11 protein-coding genes and 1 pseudogene are annotated in these 16,810 nt (G+C 72.2%); 3 read left to right on the top strand and 9 right to left on the bottom strand.

Going from position 1 to position 16,810, the window contains the following annotated elements; all coding sequences use genetic code 11:
• Nucleotides 1–82 precede the first annotated feature (82 nt).
• The gene (locus ACWC0C_RS31625; RefSeq protein WP_450867467.1) at nucleotides 83–970 is read left to right on the top strand and encodes a DUF4429 domain-containing protein; all 888 of its coding nucleotides are present in this window, start codon (nucleotides 83–85) and stop codon (nucleotides 968–970) included.
• A 66-nt stretch (nucleotides 971–1,036) separates the two neighbouring features.
• Here the strand turns inward: ACWC0C_RS31625 and ACWC0C_RS31620 are convergent, their stop codons facing one another.
• A complete protein-coding gene (locus ACWC0C_RS31620) occupies nucleotides 1,037–1,831 on the bottom strand; it encodes a class II aldolase/adducin family protein (protein WP_449198845.1) in 795 nt (264 codons plus the stop codon).
• Nucleotides 1,832–1,971: 140 nt separating this feature from the next.
• On the opposite strand from ACWC0C_RS31620, the gene ACWC0C_RS31615 reads away from it, so the two are divergent.
• Nucleotides 1,972–2,436, top strand: a complete 465-nt coding sequence (locus ACWC0C_RS31615) for a pyridoxamine 5'-phosphate oxidase family protein (RefSeq protein ID WP_450867466.1) — start codon at nucleotides 1,972–1,974, stop codon at nucleotides 2,434–2,436.
• Between the two features lie 16 nt (nucleotides 2,437–2,452).
• Here the strand turns inward: ACWC0C_RS31615 and guaA are convergent, their stop codons facing one another.
• Entirely contained in the window at nucleotides 2,453–4,033 is a 1,581-nt protein-coding gene (gene guaA, locus ACWC0C_RS31610) for a glutamine-hydrolyzing GMP synthase (RefSeq protein WP_450867464.1), read from the bottom strand.
• Nucleotides 4,034–4,342: 309 nt separating this feature from the next.
• Here guaA and ACWC0C_RS31605 point away from each other — a divergent pair, with 309 nt between their 5' ends.
• Nucleotides 4,343–4,654, top strand: a complete 312-nt coding sequence (locus tag ACWC0C_RS31605; RefSeq protein ID WP_450867462.1) for a chorismate mutase — start codon at nucleotides 4,343–4,345, stop codon at nucleotides 4,652–4,654.
• 621 nt (nucleotides 4,655–5,275) lie between these two features.
• On the opposite strand, the gene ACWC0C_RS31600 is transcribed toward ACWC0C_RS31605, so the two are convergent.
• From ACWC0C_RS31600 to ACWC0C_RS31570, 7 genes and pseudogenes are all read right to left on the bottom strand, one after another.
• Nucleotides 5,276–7,054 (bottom strand): GMC family oxidoreductase N-terminal domain-containing protein, encoded by a 1,779-nt coding sequence (locus tag ACWC0C_RS31600; RefSeq protein ID WP_450867461.1) that lies wholly within the window; start codon nucleotides 7,052–7,054, stop codon nucleotides 5,276–5,278.
• A gap of 73 nt (nucleotides 7,055–7,127) precedes the next feature.
• On the bottom strand, nucleotides 7,128–8,741 hold the full coding sequence (locus tag ACWC0C_RS31595) for a succinic semialdehyde dehydrogenase (RefSeq protein WP_450867460.1): 1,614 nt from the start codon (nucleotides 8,739–8,741) through the stop codon (nucleotides 7,128–7,130).
• 136 nt (nucleotides 8,742–8,877) lie between these two features.
• Nucleotides 8,878–9,771: a serine/threonine-protein kinase gene (locus ACWC0C_RS31590; protein ID WP_450867459.1), complete on the bottom strand. Its 894-nt coding sequence runs from the start codon at nucleotides 9,769–9,771 to the stop codon at nucleotides 8,878–8,880.
• Nucleotides 9,772–9,819: 48 nt separating this feature from the next.
• The gene (locus ACWC0C_RS31585) at nucleotides 9,820–11,451 is read right to left on the bottom strand and encodes a serine/threonine-protein kinase (protein ID WP_450867457.1); all 1,632 of its coding nucleotides are present in this window, start codon (nucleotides 11,449–11,451) and stop codon (nucleotides 9,820–9,822) included.
• 53 nt (nucleotides 11,452–11,504) lie between these two features.
• Nucleotides 11,505–13,346 (bottom strand): serine/threonine-protein kinase, encoded by a 1,842-nt coding sequence (locus ACWC0C_RS31580; protein ID WP_450867455.1) that lies wholly within the window; start codon nucleotides 13,344–13,346, stop codon nucleotides 11,505–11,507.
• Between the two features lie 117 nt (nucleotides 13,347–13,463).
• Nucleotides 13,464–15,248: a protein kinase domain-containing protein gene (locus ACWC0C_RS31575; protein ID WP_450867454.1), complete on the bottom strand. Its 1,785-nt coding sequence runs from the start codon at nucleotides 15,246–15,248 to the stop codon at nucleotides 13,464–13,466.
• Between the two features lie 149 nt (nucleotides 15,249–15,397).
• Nucleotides 15,398–16,810, bottom strand: a pseudogene (locus ACWC0C_RS31570) (serine/threonine protein kinase); the annotation flags it as partial.

Genomic DNA, 16,810 nt, shown 5'->3' with positions numbered 1-16,810 from the left:
ACGGGCCGTCCGGGACCGCCGGGCCGGGTCGTGACGGGTGAAGTACGGGCCGCCGTGTTGACCCGGCTGCGAGAATTCCCGTATGGCCGAGATCATCCAGCGGGACGGGACCTGGGCCTTCGACGGCAGCACGATCCGGATCACCCCCGGACTGCACCGTTCGGTGCCGCTGTTCCGGCAGACGTACGGGGAGATCTCCGTGCCTTTGGAGGCGGTCTCGGACGTCGTCTACGAACCCGAGCGCAAGCGCGGCCGGCTGCGGATGCGGCTGCGCGAGGGCGCCGACCCGCTGCTGCAGGCGACGGGCGGGCGGCTGCCGGAACCGGCCGACCCCTACCGGCTGACGGTGGACGCGGACCGCGGCGGGGTCGCGGAGTACGTCGCCGAGGAGATCCGGCACGCGCTGCTCCTCGACCGGATCCCCAAGGAGCCCACGACCTCCTATCTGCTGCCGGGCCCGCCGGTGCCGGTGTCCGTGCGCTCCTCCGACGGCACGGTCTCCTTCGACGGCACGCGGGTGCGCATCGACTGGGCCGACAGCTCCGACCGGGTCAAACGGGCGACCGGCCCGCGGATCATCGCCCTCGGCGACCTGGTGCAGGCGGAGTGGCTGCCCAACTCCGGGTTCGAGGACGGCTTTCTGCGGTTCGTGACGCCGGAGACGGTGTTCTCCAAGCTGCCGCCCGAGCGGGACCCCTACACCCTGGACCTGTGGGGCAGCGTGCGCCGCGATCTGCTGACCGCGCTGGTCGCGACCGCCGTCACCGCCCGGCTGCCGCATCCCTCCACCCGCACCGGCGGCGCCGGCGACGGCGAGGACCGGCAGCGGGCGGTCGTTCCGGGACAGGCCGGCCACCATGATGTGCTGCTGCGCCGGCTGCGGGAGTTAGGCGAGCTGCACCGGGACGGGGTGCTCACCGACGAGGAGTTCGCGATGACCAAGGCCGCCGTGCTCAGAGACTTCGGCTGAGCCGGGCCGACCCGCCCCACCGGTCTCGGGTCGGCTGAGCCGGGCAGGCCGCCCCGCCGCCCTCGGTCAGCTGAGCAGGTCCGGCTCGCTGCGGCTGATGTCCTGCCACAGGGGCTGGTAGTTGATCCAGGCCACCAGGTCGCCGCCGAGCTGTTCGCGGGTGGCGACGGCCAGCTTGTGGTCGATGAGGACCGGGCGGCCGGCCGCCTTCGCCATCAGCTGCACCTGGCAGGACCGTTCCAGGGACATAAACCACCAGGCGGCGGCGTCCACCGAGTCGCCGACGGTGAGCAGTCCGTGGTTGCGCAGTACGAGGGCCTTGCGGGAGGCGAGGGCACCGGCGATCCGGCGGCCTTCCTCGGCATCGACGGTGACGCCGGAGTAGGCGTCGTAGAGCGCCACGTCCTCGTAGAAGGCGCAGCTCTCCTGGGTGATGGGGTCGATCAGCTCGCCCAGCGCGGCGAGGGCACGGCCGTGCACGGAGTGGCAGTGGGCGACGGCGACGACGTCCGGGCGGGCGGCGTGGACCTGGGCGTGGACGGTGAACGCGGCCTGGTTGACGTGGTAGCGGCCCTCGACGACCTGCCCGTCCTGGTTGGCGAGGACGAGATCACCGACGGTGACGTGCTTGAACGGCATCCCGAAGGGGTTGACCCAGAAGCAGTCGGTGAACTCCGGGTCGCGTGCGGTGATGTGCCCGGAGACCCCGTCCTCGAATCCTGCCCGTCCGAAGATCCGCAGGGCTCCGGCGAGCCGTTCCTTGCGGTGCCGGCGTTCGTCCTCCACCGACTCGTGCATCGGCGGCATGGCGAACTGCAGCTGGTCGGTGGGCAGCGGCAGGGGAGGGGTGGGTCCGTGCATAGGTCCTCCAGCGCTGGGATTGCTGTACGCGCCGGAAGTTACCGTCGGTCAGCGCAAAAGGGCAGAGGTGTTTTGTAAAGATGACGTACGCGGCGAATACCCGACAGAGGATGTCCGGTTTGCCGGTCAGACTGGCGCGTATGAACTGGGCTTCCTTCACCGCCGCCGCACCCGAACTGTCGAAGATCGCCGAGGAGCGCTTCGGCGCCTACCGGCACCACGTCCTCGCGACCCTGCGTAAGGACGGGTCCCCCCGCACCAGCGGCCTGGAGGTCCGTTTCCTGGACGGGATGCTGTGGCTCGGCATGATGCCGAACTCCCTCAAGGCCCTCGACCTGCTGCGCGACCCGCGCTTCGCGCTCCAGGCGAATCCCGGCGACGCCGACATGGGCAGCGGGGACATCCGGATCACCGGGCGGGCGTTCGAGGTCGAGGACGACCGGACCAAGGCGGCATACGTCGAAGAGGTGGAACCGCCGCAGCCGTTCCACCTCTTCCGCACCGAGCTGACGGAGGTCGTACGGACCTACGTCGAGGACGAGAGGTACCTGGTCACCCAGGTCTGGAAGCCCGGAGAGCCGGTGCGCACTCTCCAGCGGACCTGAACCCCGTAAAGGGGGCCTACTCCCACTCGATGGTGCCCGGCGGCTTCGAGGTGACGTCGAGGACGACGCGGTTGACGTCCCGGACCTCGTTGGTGATCCGGGTCGAGATACGGGCCAGGACGTCGTACGGCAGCCGGGACCAGTCGGCGGTCATGGCGTCCTCGGAGGACACCGGGCGCAGCACGATCGGGTGGCCGTAGGTGCGGCCGTCGCCCTGGACGCCGACGCTGCGGACGTCCGCGAGCAGGACCACCGGGCACTGCCAGATGTCCCGGTCCAGGCCGGCCGTGGTCAGCTCCTCGCGGGCGATCGCGTCGGCCTCGCGGAGGAGGTCCAGGCGGTCCTTGGTGACCTCGCCGACGATCCGGATGCCGAGGCCCGGGCCCGGGAACGGCTGGCGCTGGACGATCTCGTCCGGCAGGCCCAGCTCCTGGCCGACCATGCGGACCTCGTCCTTGAACAGCTTGCGCAGCGGCTCGATCAGCTTGAACTCGAGGTCCTCGGGCAGGCCGCCGACGTTGTGGTGCGACTTGATGTTCGCGGTGCCCGTGCCACCGCCGGACTCGACCACGTCCGGGTAGAGGGTGCCCTGGACCAGGAACTCCACGGCCGGGCCCTCGTCGGCGATGATCTCGGCCTGCGCCTGCTCGAAGACGCGGATGAACTCACGGCCGATGATCTTGCGCTTCTCCTCGGGGTCGGAGACCCCGGCGAGCGCGTTGAGGAAACGCTCCTCGGCGTCGACGACCTTCAGCTGCACGCCGGTGGCCGCGACGAAGTCCTTCTCGACCTGCTCGGTCTCGCCCTTGCGCATCAGGCCGTGGTCGACGTAGACGCAGGTCAGCTGGGAGCCGATGGCCTTCTGGACGAGGGCCGCGGCGACGGCGGAGTCGACACCGCCGGACAGGCCGCAGATGGCGCGCTTGTCGCCGACCAGCTCGCGGATGGCGGTGACCTGCTCCTCGATCACATTGCCGGTCGTCCAGGACGGGGTGAGACCCGCGCCGCGGTACAGGAAGTGCTCCAGTACCTGCTGGCCGTGCGTGGAGTGCATGACCTCGGGGTGGTACTGGACGCCGTAGAGCTTCTTGTCGTCGTTCTCGAAGGCGGCGACGGGGACGACGTCCGTGGACGCGGTGACCGTGAAGCCCTCGGGGGCGGCGGAGCAGGCGTCGCCGTGCGACATCCACACGTGCTGCTCGGCCGGCGTGCCCTCGAAGAGGGTGGAGGACGACTTGGAGACGTGCAGGTCGGTACGGCCGTACTCGCGGGCGCCGGTGTTGTCGACGGTGCCGCCGAGGGACTGCGCCATCAGCTGGAAGCCGTAGCACATGCCGAAGACGGGGACGCCGGCCTCGAAGAGCGCGCGGTCGAGGCGGGGGGCGCCTTCCTCGTACACCGAGGAGGGGCCTCCGGAGAGGATGATCGCCGCGGGCTTCTTGGCGAGCATCTCCTGGACCGGCATGGTGCTCGGCACGATCTCGCTGTAGACCCGCGCCTCGCGGACGCGACGGGCGATGAGCTGGGCGTACTGCGCGCCGAAGTCGACGACCAGAACGGTGTCGGGGGTGGCGGCAGCGGGGTTCGCTGATGACACGGGGTGCCTTCCGGCGGTTTGGGCGGGGGTCTGTGGTACCGATTCTAACGGGGTGCCGGTGTGGCAGCTCTCGTCACCGGGGGCTCCGTCCCCGGACCCCCGGACGTGCCGTGGCATACTGGCCGCATGCTTCAGCACTCGACCTTCGTCTTTACCTATGGCATCCGGCCCGCCGGCTGCCATGGTCGTGCTGCTTGAGCGATACGCCAAGCGACTTCCCAGGCGCCCCGGGCCGACAAGGCCCGGGGCGCCTGTCGTTTTCCGGGTCCTGCCGTTCCGGGGCATCCACCTTCTCGAGGAGCCCCCGACATGACCACCACGACCCCGGAAGAGACCACCACCCCGGAAGAGACCACGACCCCGGAAGAGACCACGACCCCGGAACAGACCATCGCCGGCGCCCGTGAGCGCATCGATGTGCTCGACGACCGGATCATCGGTCTGATCCAGGAGCGGATGGCCGTCTCCGACGTCGTCCAGCAGACCCGTATCGCCTCCGGCGGGCGGCGGGTGAACCTCTCCCGTGAGATGGAGATCCTCGGCCGCTACCGCGAGGCCCTGGGCAAGCCGGGCACCGGCCTCGCCATGACCCTGCTCGAGCTGTGCCGGGGTCGGATCTGAGTTCGAGCGCCGTCTCACCCGTACGGCGCGTGACCGGCTCGCGCGGCGCTTCGTTGAGGGGGGTGTCCGTGCCAGCCAGGGGCGGGCCCGACAGAACCACGCGTGGCTCGCTGGGGCGATGAGGCGTACGGGTCGTGCCGTACGCCGTGGGACCTCGCTCCAGGGAAGTGACCGGACGGCAGGGGACAGCAGCCCGGTCACCAAGAGAACGGTCGGCTCCGGGGACGCCCGGGGCCGACCGGCGGAACACCCTTGTACAAGGGATATGTGTGACATGCGCCGAAGCCCCGGGTCCCCGCGCAGACAGCAGACAACGGCATTGCTGCACCCCCGCCCTCCTCAGCTCGCGGCGCACCCCCCCCCCCGGCGCCGCCTCCAGGCACCGGCGCTGCCCTGACGCCGGTGCTGACCGAAGAAGGGCCCCGCGGTCTCTCCGTCCCGCGGGGCCCTTCGTCATGCCCCAGGGGGCGTGACTCACGTCACAGGAAAATCAGGTGCCACTGGAGCAACCGTTCAAGGTCTTCGCTGATCAAACCTGCCGAGTCGAAAAAACGCGAGAGGGACCTGCCTTCGGAGGGGGATGCAGGTCCCTCTACGTATGCGAGGACGCCCAGCCCTCCGTCAGTTCTTCGGCGGTACCGCCGGCATCCCCAGGAACGGCAGCCGCAGTGCGCCGAACGCCTCCGCCGGGACCGTCGGGGCCTGCGGCTCCACCGGCTTCAGCCGCTCGTACGCCGTGCCCGGCGCGGGACGCGGATCCTCCTCGCCCTTGTTCGGCCAGAAGGACATCGCGCGCTCGGCCTGCGCGGTGATCGTCAGCGACGGGTTCACGCCCAGGTTCGCCGAGACCGCGGCGCCGTCCACGACCGAGATGCCCGGGTGGCCGTAGAGGCGGTGGTAGGGGTCGATCACGCCCGTGTCCGGGGAGTCGCCGATGGGGCAGCCGCCGAGGAAATGCGCGGTGAGCGGGGTGCCCATCAGCTCGCCGACGTTGCTGCCGGCGAAGCCGTTGATCTCGGCGGCGAGGGCGGAGGCGGCCTCCGTCGCGGCCTTGATCTGCTTGGGGTTGGGGGCGCCGTGGCCCTGGCGGGCGGTGAGCAGTCCCTTGCCGACTCCGTCCGGTTTCAGGTACGTCGTCAGCGAGTTGTCCAGCGACTGCATGACCAGGCCGATGATGGTCCGCTCGGACCAGCGCCGGTTGGAGAGGGAGCGCAGGACGAGGAGGGGGTGCCTGGCCGCGTTCGCCAGCCAGGCCAGCGCCCGGGAGGAACCCTCGGCGTACGGCACCTGGAGGATCGACAGGCCTCCCATCGAGTTGGAGCCCTTGCCGTAGCGGACCGGCTCGATGTGCGTGTTCTCGTCCGGGTGGATGGAGGACGTGATCGCGACGCCCCGTGTGAAGTCGGCCCTCGGCTCGCCGGTCGCCTTCCGGTACCGGCGGTTGTCGGTCTGCGCGCCGACCAGCGCCTCGGAGTTGGTACGGGTCAGGTCGCCCAGTCGCTTCGACAGGTACGGCAGCTGACCGCCGGCCTTCATGCGGTGCAGCAGCGTCTGCGTGCCGTAGGTGCCGGCCGCGAGCACGACCCTCCGTGCGGTGAAGAGCCGGCCCTCGCCCTTCTTCTTCCGGTCCGTCGGCAGGGTCGCCACCGCGTACCCGCCCCGCGAGTCGTCCGTGACGGACACGACCGTGGTCAGGGGGTGGACCACCGCGCCCGCCTTCTCGGCGAGATGGAGGTAGTTCTCGTTCAGGGTGTTCTTCGCGCCGTGCCGGCAGCCGGTCATGCACTCCCCGCACTCGGTGCAGGCGTTGCGTGACGGGCCGGCTCCGCCGAAGTAGGGGTCCGCGACCTGCCCGCCCGGCCGCGCCTTCGCCGTTCCGTCGGCGTCCTTGCCGTCGCCGAAGAACACGCCGACCGGGGCGAGGTGGAAGGTGTCGAGGACGCCCATCCGCTGGGCCGCCGCCTTCAGATGGACGTCGGAGGGGGTCATGGTCGGGTTGAGCCGTACGCCGAGCATGCGCTGGGCCTGGTCGTAGTACGGCTTCAACTCCTCCTGCCAGTCGGTGATGTCCCGCCACTGGGGGTCGTCGAAGAAGGCCTTCGGCGGTACGTAGAGGGTGTTGGCGTAGTTGAGCGAGCCGCCGCCGACGCCCGCGCCGGCCAGCACCATGACGTTGCCCAGCAGGTGGATGCGCTGGATGCCGTACATGCCGAGCTTGGGAGCCCACAGGTAGTTCTTGAGGTCCCAGGAGTTGCGGGGGAGGCTCTCACGGGTGAAGCGGCGGCCCGCTTCCAGCACGCCGACCTTGTAGCCCTTTTCCGTCAGGCGGAGGGCGGACACGGAGCCGCCGAAACCGGATCCGACGATCAGGACGTCGTAGTCGTAGGCGTCTTGCGGCACGTGTACTCCTCGTTGAGTTTCGGCTGCGGGCCGTCTGTGGCCGGTCGCGCGGTTCCCCGCGCGCCCGGGCTTCTCACCTGAACCGGAATGCCTTCATGACCCGCAGGCTCGTGCTCATGAAGCGGGCGTAGCCCTCGTCGGTCATGCCCAGCGAGGGGGCCATCGGCAGCAGCCGCTGCTGGGCCACCGTCTGGGCCTCCGTGTACTTGAGGATGCCCTCGGAGCCGTGGCGGCGGCCGAGGCCGGAGTCCTTCATGCCGCCCATCGGGGACTGGACGCTGCCGTAGGCGGGCGCGTAGCCCTCGTTGACGTTGACCGTGCCGGTGCGCAGGCGGGCGGCGACGTCCCGGCCGCGCCGGGCGCTCTTCGTCCAGACCGAGGAGTTGAGCCCGTACGGCGTGGCGTTGGCGCGCTCCACCGCCTCGTCGTCGGACTTGAAGCGGTAGATGGAGACGACCGGGCCGAAGGTCTCCTCCTCGCACACGGACATGGAACCCTCGACGCCGTCCAGGATGGTCGGCTCGAAGAAGTACGGGCCGATGTCCGGGCGGGCGACCCCGCCGGCGATCACCTTCGCGCCCTTGGCGACGGCCTCCTCGACATGCCGCTCGACCGTCTTCAGCTGGCGCTCGCCGACCAGCGAGCCCATGTCGGCGCCGTAGGCGAGGGAGTTGCCGAGCCGCATGGCCCTGGTGCGGGCGGCGAAGCGCTCCAGGAAGGCGTCGGCGATCGACTCGTGGACGTACAGCCGCTCGATGGAGATGCAGAGCTGTCCGGCGGAGGAGAAGCAGGCGCGTACGGCGCCGGCGGCGGCCTTCTCGATGTCGGCGTCGTCCAGCACCAGCATGGCGTTCTTGCCGCCGAGTTCGAGGGAGACGCCGACCAAACGGGCGGCGGCGCCCTGGGCGACCTCGCGCCCTGTGCGGGTGGAGCCGGTGAAGGAGACGTAGTCGGCGTGCTTGACGACCTCGGGGCCGACGACCGGGCCCTCGCCGAGCACGACCTGGAAGACGCCCTCGGGCAGACCGGCCTCGATCAGCAGGTCACGCGCCCACAGCGCGGTCAGACAGGTCTCGGTGTCCGGCTTCATCACGACCGCGTTGCCGGCGACGAAGGCGGGCAGCGCATCGCCGACGGACAGCTCCAGGGGGTAGTTCCAGGGGGCGATCTGGCCCACGACCCCGCGCGGGTGGCGCAGTTCGGTGACCTTGGTGAGCGTGGGGACGGCGCCGGTGTGCCGCTTGGGCCGCAGGTACCCGGGAGCCTTGCGGCCGTAGTGGCGGGCCGCGACCGCGACGGCCTGCACCTCCTCGTGCGCGTGCAGCCGGGCCTTGCCGGTCTCCAGCTGGATGAGGTCGAGCACCTCGGCCTGGCGTTCCAGGATCAGGTCGTGGAAGCGGAGCAGGACCGCGGCCCGCTGCCGTACCGGGGTCTTCTCCCACACGGTCTGCGCGGTGCGGGCGGCCTCGAAGGCCTTGAGCACGTCCTCGGGGGTGGACTCGGGCAGGTCGGCCAGCTTCTCGCCGGTGAACGGGGTGTGGTTGGCGGTGCGGCCGGAGCCGGTGACGCCCTTGGTGAGCTGGGCCACCAGTTCCGGGGTGACCACGTCGGCGGCGGTGCGGACGCCCTCGGGGGCGGGCGCGAGCGGGTTGGTACCGGTGCTGTCCGGGGCCTGCGTGTCCGTCATGACGCGCAGGGTATGCCGGAGCGCAGGCTTTGTGTACCCGTCGGTAACGCGGATTCACCGAGTGCTCACATACTGCCAGTGATCACTGGCAGCGAATGTGCTGATCAGGGCGTTGACGCGGTGGCGAGCAGAACGATCATTCGAATCCGGCTTTTTTCGCCAGGAGCAGTCCGAGCGCGGTGCGCGGGGTGCGGCGACGGGGGGCGAGAGGCGGAGGGGGCGCGGGTGCGGCTTCGGGCTCCGCGTCCGGTACGGGTATGACTTCGGGCTCCGCGTCCGGTACGGGCGTCAGCCCCAGGTACGTCCGCAGCTCCACCGTGACCCGCTCCGCACCAGGGCGGGCCTCGGGCTCGTCGGCGTGCAGCCGGTCCAGCAGGGGGCCCAGCGGGCCGGGGTCCGTGTCCCCGAGGGCGGCGCGGAGCAGGGCGCCCAGGGACCACAGGTCGCAGGCCGGGCCGGCGCCGGGGCCCGCGGCGCGCTCGGGGGCGGTGAAACCGGCGGGCGCCTGCGCCCAATGTCCGTCGCCGGTCCCGAAGTCGGTGACGACCACCCGCCCGGTGCCGGACTCCAGCAGGACGTTGGCCGGTTTGACGTCCCGGTGCACGATGCCGACGGCGTGGGCGGCGCGCAGGGCACCGAGGACGGCGAGCCCGATCCGGGCGGCCTCGGCGGGCGGGAGGGGGCCGCGCCGCAGGGTCTCCCGCAGCGACTCGCCCGCCACCAACTCCATGACGATCCAGGGGACCTGCCCCTCGGTGACGACGTCGTACACGGTGACCGCGGAAGGATGGCGCACCCGGGCCGCGGCGCGGGCCTCCCGGTACAGACGGTGGGCGATACGGCGGCTGTCCTCGTCCTCGGCCGGATCGCCGGGCAGCAGCGGCTCCTTGACGGCGACCTCGCGGCCCCGCGCCTGTTCGTCCCGGGCCCGCCAGACGATCCCGGTGGGCCCGGACCCGAGGCGCCCGGCCAGCCGGTAGCGGCCGCCGATCAGACGTGCGCCGTACGGGAGTTCGCCGTCTCCACTCATGTCACATGAGTACCGTGCGCACCACGCCCCTGTCGAAGTGGCGGGAAGTCAAAGCTTCTTGACGTCCAGGTTCGCGATCGCCGCCTTCGCCACCTCCCGGCCGCGGTCCGTGAAGTCGCCCTTGCCCGGGTAGCCGATGGTGAGCTTGTACATGTCTCCGCCGCTCGTCCGGTAGTAGAAGATCTGGAGTTCGCGCGGGCCGGGGTGCTGGCTGTCGTTGGTCGTGTAGACGATGGTGTTCTCCGCGGCCTCCTTGCCGTGGTACGTCGCGGTGTCGTCCGGGTGTGTCTTCGCACCCCCGGACATCTCGAGGTCGGAGTCGCCGTCGGCGCGGAGCCTCTCGTCGTCGGCGTACATCTGGGACCGCGCGGAGTTCTTGATCTCGTTCAGGGAGTCCTTCGACTTCCTGGCCAGCTCCAGCGTGATCCAGACGCTGTCGCTCCAGTCCTCGTACGTCACCCAGTCCTGGTCGGAGTCGTCCTTGGCCGGTCTGATCTCCTTGTAGCCCGCCGGGGCGGCGACGGTGGCGCCCAGCTTCGGGGCCGGGTGTTGCGCCCACCCGTCGGGCAGCGGGCCCGCGAAGGGGTCGGCGAGCACCAGGTACGCCGCCACCGCCGCCGCGACCAGTGCCGCGCCCACGCCGAGCCACGCCTTGCGGCCGAGGCGCCAAAAGGGGCCGACGGGGGCGGTGACCCGGACGGGCAGCGTGGGCACCGGCGGCGCCGGGGGCTCGGCCGCCTCCGTCAGCAGCGCGCGGATCCGGTCCGCCGGCGGCCGGTGCGCGGGGTCCTTCCGGAGCAGCCCGTCGATGGCCTCGGCCAGCGGGCCGGAGGCGGAGGCGGGCGGGGCCGGGGTGGAGTTGAGGACCGACTGGAGCGTGGCCGGGGTGTTGCTGCGGCGGAACGGCGACACGCCCTCGGTGGCCGTGTACAGCAGCACGCCCAGGGACCACAGGTCGCTCGCCGGTCCGGGACGCTGCCCCAGCACCCGCTCGGGCGCGATGTACTCGGGCGAGCCGACGAAACCGCCGGTGTCGGTGAGCCGTGTGTCGCCCTCGATCTGCGCGATGCCGAAGTCCGTGAGCACCACCCGGTCGTACCGGCCGAGCAGGACGTTGTCGGGCTTGACGTCCCGGTGCAGGACACCCGCCGCGTGCGCCGCCTCCAGCGCGCCGAGCACCTGGAGGCCGATCCGGGCCGCCTCGCGCGCGCCCAGCGTCCCCTCCTGCAGGACGTCGCCGAGGCTGCGGCCGCGCACCAGCTCCATCACGATCCAGGGCCGGCCGTCGACGACCGCGACGTCGTGGACGTTCACCACCGCCGGATGGTCGAGGCGGGCCGCTGCACGGGCCTCGCGGCGCATGCGCTCGAAGGCGTTGGCACGTTCCCGCTCGGGAAGGTCGTCCGGTACGCGGGGCTCCTTGACGGCGACCTCCCGGTCCACCGTCTCGTCCTTGGCCCGCCACACGGTCCCCATCCCGCCATGGCCCAGCCTGCCGAGCAACCGGTACCGCCCGGCGACGAGCCGCCCGCCGCCGGCCTCTTGCTGCGGGGGCGCAGCGGAGTGCGGCTGCGCGTGCGGCCGTGCGTTCGGCTCCGGCGGTTGCCGCGGTTGCGGCGGTTGCAGAACAAAGCTCGTCGTGTCGTCGGTCCCGTGACCGACTCCCCCGTCACTACTCATACGTCATGCATATCGCGCCCTCGGCACCCACAGCCACAGGGAGGGCGAACCGGTCACGAACCCGTGACCGAGAAGGTGTCGACCGCCACGTCGAAGTACTCCCGGGCCTCCCGCACCTCGCCGACCGGCGCCGACACCCACACGTCGTACATCCGCCCGGACTCCTCCCAGCACAGGTCGTAGGTGTGCTGCGGGCCCTCCGCCGCGCTGAAGCCGTCCCAGGTGAACTCCCACAGCGCGGCCGGGTGTCCGTCGTGCGTGGTGCCGGTGACCCGGCCGTCGTGATAGCCGGGGTTGGTGGAAGGCCCCTTGGCGGCCGATCGTTCCATCACGCCCTGCGGACCGCCCGGTTGGGGATCGGCGACCTTGATGCCGAGGCGGAAGGTCTCCCCCGGCGAGAGGTAGAAGACGCGCTCGCCCTGCGGGCTGCGGGTGAAGTCCTGGGGGACGGCGAGGGAGAAGCCGGCCGGGTCCCGGGCCGTGCGGTAACCGGAGGGCGCGGTGCGCGAGCCGGCCGGGCCCGGGCCGGTGGCCGTCGGGCGTGTCGTGGTCGGCGTCGGACGGGCGGTGGTGGGTGGCGGGGGCGAAGTCCGCGGCGCCGTGGGGCTCGTGCCGGTCCCGGTCGCCGGGGAGGTCGCCGTCCCGCCGGGGCTGCCGCCGCCCCCGCCGCCGTCCCGGTGCAGGAGCAGCGCCGCCGCAGACACACCGGCCCCGGCCAGCGCGGCGACGAGCAGGGCCGCCACCAGCACCCCGCGCGTGGACGTGCGGGCCGGGGGCTCCGCCGCGGCTCCGGGCCCGGCGGGCGGCTGCGCTCCGCCGGGCGGAAGGTCCTGCTGGGTCGGCGTATAGGACGCGGCGGCCTCGGGCGCACGACTCCCCGCCGCGTCCCCTCTTTGCGCACGACTCCCCGCCGCATCCCCTCTCTGCGTACGGCTCCCCGCCACATCGCCCCTCGGCGCACGGCTCCCCGCCGCCCCGGACCACGGGGTCCGGCCGCCGCCGATCCAGTGCGGGCGGCCGGAGGCGGTGGCATCGGACGACCCGCCCGGCGCCTCCGGGGTCCGGCCGGTCTCCAGGAACGTCCGCAGCATCTCCTCGCCGTCGGCCGCGCCGAGCCGCCGGTCGGGGTCGCGTTCCAGCAGTCCCCGTACGACCGGCAGCAGCGGCTCGGCCTGGTCGGGTGGCCGGATCTCGGCGGCGACGACCGCGTGCAGGATGCCGCCGAGCGAGTCGCGCCGGAACGGCGACTCGCCGCTGAGCACCGTGCACAGCAGCGCGCCCAGCGACCACAGGTCGGACTCCGGGCCGGTCCGCAGCCCCGACATCCGCTCCGGCGCGGTGTATTCGGGCGAGCCGACGAAGGAGCCGGTCTCGGTGAGCGTGGTGGCGCCCGCGACCTGGGCGATACCGAAGTCGGTCAGCACGACCCGGCCGGTGTCGGACTCGATCAGCACGTTCGCGGGCTTGATGTCCCGGTGCAGCACCCCCGCCTCGTGCGCGGTGCGGACCGCGCTGAGCAGGGCGATGCCGATCCGGGCGGCTTCGGCGGCGTCCACCGGGCCCTGCCGGGAGATCAGATCGGCGAGCGAGCCGCCGTCGACCAACTCCATGACGAGGTAGGGGCGTTCGTCCTGCTCCACGACGTCGTGGACCACGATGATGTGCGGATGCCGCAGCCGGCCCACCGCCCGCGCCTCACGGAAGGTGCGGTCCCGGCGGCGCCGCGCGTCGTCCTCGGAGAGGGAGTCGTCCGGGAGGAGTTCCTTGACCGCGACATGCCGTCCCAGCACCTGGTCGTAGGCCCGCCACACGACGCCCATACCGCCGCGCCCGATGCGTGCCTCCAGACGGTAACGGCCCGCGATCACCCGCAAGTCGGCGTCCTCGGTCCCCATGGGCCCCATCATGCCTCACCGGACCCATGCCCTCCGGGGCGCCGATCGGCCAAGCCGGGCCGATCGACCAGCGGTTTTCGGCCGTATCGGCCGCCGTACGTCCCGAGTCGGCGGCCGTCAGCCGGCGTTCGGCTCCTGCCAGCCCTGCAGTACCCACTTGAACTGCTTGCTGGTCTGCGCCCAGTCCTGTTCCGGCGTGGACATGTAGATGGCGTACTCGGTGCCGGAACGCGAGTAGTACGTCTCCTCGATCGCGTGGCGCGGACCGGCGACGTGCGGGGGGTCCTTCTTCAGCGCGGTCCAGGTGTACTCCCACAGCGAGCCGTTGCGGTCGCGGTAGATGTTCTGCTTCAGGGTCACGCGCTTGTAGTCGACCAGTCGCTGCAACTGCTGTTGCAGATCCACCTGGTGCTGGTAGGGGTCGGCGAAGTCGGGCGAGCTGTTGATGGCGATGCGGACGAAGTGATAGCCGCCGTCGGGGCTGTAGTCGATCTGCTTGAGGCCGCCCTTGAGCTCGTAGACCTTCCGCTTCCAGCCTTTGGGCAGGGAGAGGCTGAAACCGAGCGGGTCATGCTGGACCTGCCAGCTGGCGGGCACGGTTCCGGCACCGCCCGGCGTGGCGCTGCCGCTCGCCGAGGGCGAGGTCGTGGCCGGGCCCGCGCCGCCGCTCGGCCCGGTGTTCTGCTCCATGCCGTCCCACTCCTGGAAGGCGACCGCGGCACCTCCGCCGAGTACGGCCGCGACGGCGACGACGAGGGCGAGGGTGCGCAGCCGGCGCCGGGGACGGGGACCGGCCGGGGCCGGGCCCTGCGGCGTGGGCGCCACGGCCGTCGGCCCGGTCATGGATCGGCCCGGACCGGCCGGCGCACCGGAGCCGTAGCCGGGCGCGGTCCCTGTGGAGCCGTAGCCGGAGGTGGCCCCCGTGGAGCCGTAGCCCGAGGCGGTTCCCGTGGAGCCGTAGCCGGAGGTGGCTCCCGTGGAGTCGTAACCCGAAGTGGCCGGCCCGGAGCCGTAACCCGAGGTGCTCGGCCCACCTGTGTGCACGCCCGAGCCCTGGGTCGGGATGAACGCCTGGGCCGTGTGCGGGCGGCGGCCCTCCGCCGCCTCGGCGAGCATCTGCTCCGCCTCCGCCGCGCTCGGCCGCCGGTCCGGTTCCTTGCGCAGCAGGGCGGTTATGACCGGGCCGAGCGCACCGGCGTGGCGCGGCTCGGCAGCCTCCTCCTCCACGACCGCCTGCATGGTGCCCAGCGGTGAGGTGCGGCGGAACGGCGAACGGCCCTCGACCGCCGTGTACAGCGTGGCGCCGAGCGCCCACAGGTCCGAGGACGAGCCCGGGTCGTGGCCGCGCACCCGCTCGGGGGCGAGGTAGTCGACCGAGCCGACGACCTCTCCGGTGCGGGTGATCGTCGTGTCGCCCTCGATCTGGGCGATGCCGAAGTCGGTGAGCAGGACCCGGCCGTCCCGGCCGAGGAGCACGTTGCCCGGCTTGACGTCCCGGTGCAGTACACCGGCCGAGTGCGCGGCACGCAGCGCCCGCAGCACCCACAGGCCGATGCGCGCGGCCTCCTGCGGCTCGACCCGTCCGCGCTCCTTGACCGCGTCGGCCAACGAGTTGCCCTCGACCAGCTCCATCACGATCCACGGGCGGCCGTCGTGCTCGAGGACGTCGTGCACGGTGACGACGGCGGAGTGGTTGATGCGCGCCGCGGCGCGGGCCTCGGCCCGGGTACGGGCGAGCAGCACGGCCCGGTCGCTGTCGGAGACGTAGAGCGCGGCGGTCAACTCCTTGACGGCGACCGTCCGGTTCAGCACCTCGTCGTGGGCGCGCCACACCCGGCCCATGCCGCCGCTGCCGATGGAATCGGCAAGCCGGTAGCGGCCCGCTATCAGCAGGCCCTGCATCTGATTCACGTTGCCCCGCAATGCTCTTGACAGGGTCAGAGTAAGGACCGGTCCACCAACTGGGAACAAGCGGGGTGCCAAGGTGACAGCACTGTGACGGTTGTCCCCGCCGGAATCGGCCAGGACCCGTCAACCGGTATACAGGGCGCTCAACGCGTGTAGCGGTACGTCGCCGTCGCCTGCTCGTACAGCCGCGTCACCTCGTCCCGCTGCGCCTCCGGGCCGCGGACCTGGACGATGTGATAGCGGCCGTCCAGCAGGATCGCCATGTTCCGCACGAACAGGTCCTGGCCCTGGCCGTCGGTCCAGGTGAACTGTCCCTCCGCCATGGTCCGTCCGCCCACCTCGATGGTTCTCAGCCCGGTGGCCGTGGCCCAGCTGGAGCTGCGGTACGGCTGGAGTTCGCCCTCCTTGTCCCGCTGGTAGGCCATCGGGTCACTGCCGTAGGTCGCGGCACCGTCCCGTCCGGGCACGACGATCAGCTCGAAGTTCCCGTGGGCGTAGACCACCTGGCCGCTGCCGTTCTTCGGGGTGCGGTCCCAGCCCTTGGCCACGGCGATCTGAAAGCCGTCCGGGTCCTTGCGCAGGGTGAAGCCGTCGGCGACGGACGGGTCGCCGCCGGTCTGTGGCTCGGTGGCGGGCGCGGAGGCGGAGGCGGAGGGGCTGCCGCCCTGGTCGGAGGAGGACTGCCGGTTGGGCGAGGGCGCGGGACCGGCCTCCCCCGCGCTGCCCGTACGGTCCGTGCTGCCCACGGCGCCGCCGGCCCCCTGCTTCGGCATGAACAGCATCGCGTACGCGATCGCGCCGGCCAGCAGGAGAAGGACCAGCAGAAGCAGAATGCGGCCGAGACTGCGCGGCGAACGCGCCTCCTCCCGCGCCCTGGCCCGCTTGTGCCGGCCGTGCGGATGGACCTCGGGCAGCCCGGCGCGCCGCCGCCGCAACCGCACCAGCTCGCCGCGGCGCCGGACGATCGGCAGCCGGCTCGGGTCGGCGGGCGGCACGGGCACGACATGGGTGCCGGCGTCCGGCTCGGGCGCGGAGCGCACCAGCGACCGCAGCCAGCCGCTCAGCTCCTCGAAGTCCAGCCGCTCGGTGGGGTCCTGGCGCAGCAGCGACTCCACGACCGGCCGGAGCGGGCCGCACTCCTCGGCGAAGGCGGGCGGCTCGGCGCACACCAGCTGCACCAGCTCGGCCGTCGACTCCTCCGGGTACGGCGCGTGCCCCTGCACGGCCCGGAACAGCAGCGCCCCGAGCGCCCACAGGTCGGTCGCGGGCCCGATCGGCGCCGCCAGCTGCCAGTTCTCGTGCACGGGCCCGGCCTGCTCCGGCGCCCACCGCTCGGTCACCGGCCCCACGACGGTCATCCGCACCTGCCGCGCCCGCTCGGCCGCCAGCGCGGTCGCGGGGCCGCGCCGGGTCCCGCCCGTGACCACGCCGGTGTCGTCCCAGCGGGGGCGGGCAGGGGTGTGCGGGGGGAGGAGTTGGGGGGTGGGGTGGTGCGGGTCGGTGCCGTGGTCGGGGTCGGTGCCGAAGGGGGGCGGGGCCGGGGCCTGACCGGCGGA

This window comes from Streptomyces sp. NPDC001709, from assembly GCF_053596375.1.
This window is presented reverse-complemented; position numbering and strand designations above follow the sequence as displayed.

Coding starts and splice junctions, on each gene's coding strand:
- ACWC0C_RS31625 (WP_450867467.1), top strand. CDS start 83: ATGGCCGAGATCATCCAGCGGGACGGGACCTGGGCCTTCGACGGCAGC.
- ACWC0C_RS31620 (WP_449198845.1), bottom strand. CDS start 1,831: ATGCACGGACCCACCCCTCCCCTGCCGCTGCCCACCGACCAGCTGCAG.
- ACWC0C_RS31615 (WP_450867466.1), top strand. CDS start 1,972: ATGAACTGGGCTTCCTTCACCGCCGCCGCACCCGAACTGTCGAAGATC.
- ACWC0C_RS31605 (WP_450867462.1), top strand. CDS start 4,343: ATGACCACCACGACCCCGGAAGAGACCACCACCCCGGAAGAGACCACG.
- ACWC0C_RS31595 (WP_450867460.1), bottom strand. CDS start 8,741: ATGACGGACACGCAGGCCCCGGACAGCACCGGTACCAACCCGCTCGCG.
- ACWC0C_RS31590 (WP_450867459.1), bottom strand. CDS start 9,771: ATGAGTGGAGACGGCGAACTCCCGTACGGCGCACGTCTGATCGGCGGC.
- ACWC0C_RS31585 (WP_450867457.1), bottom strand. CDS start 11,451: ATGAGTAGTGACGGGGGAGTCGGTCACGGGACCGACGACACGACGAGC.
- ACWC0C_RS31580 (WP_450867455.1), bottom strand. CDS start 13,346: ATGGGGACCGAGGACGCCGACTTGCGGGTGATCGCGGGCCGTTACCGT.
- ACWC0C_RS31575 (WP_450867454.1), bottom strand. CDS start 15,248: ATGCAGGGCCTGCTGATAGCGGGCCGCTACCGGCTTGCCGATTCCATC.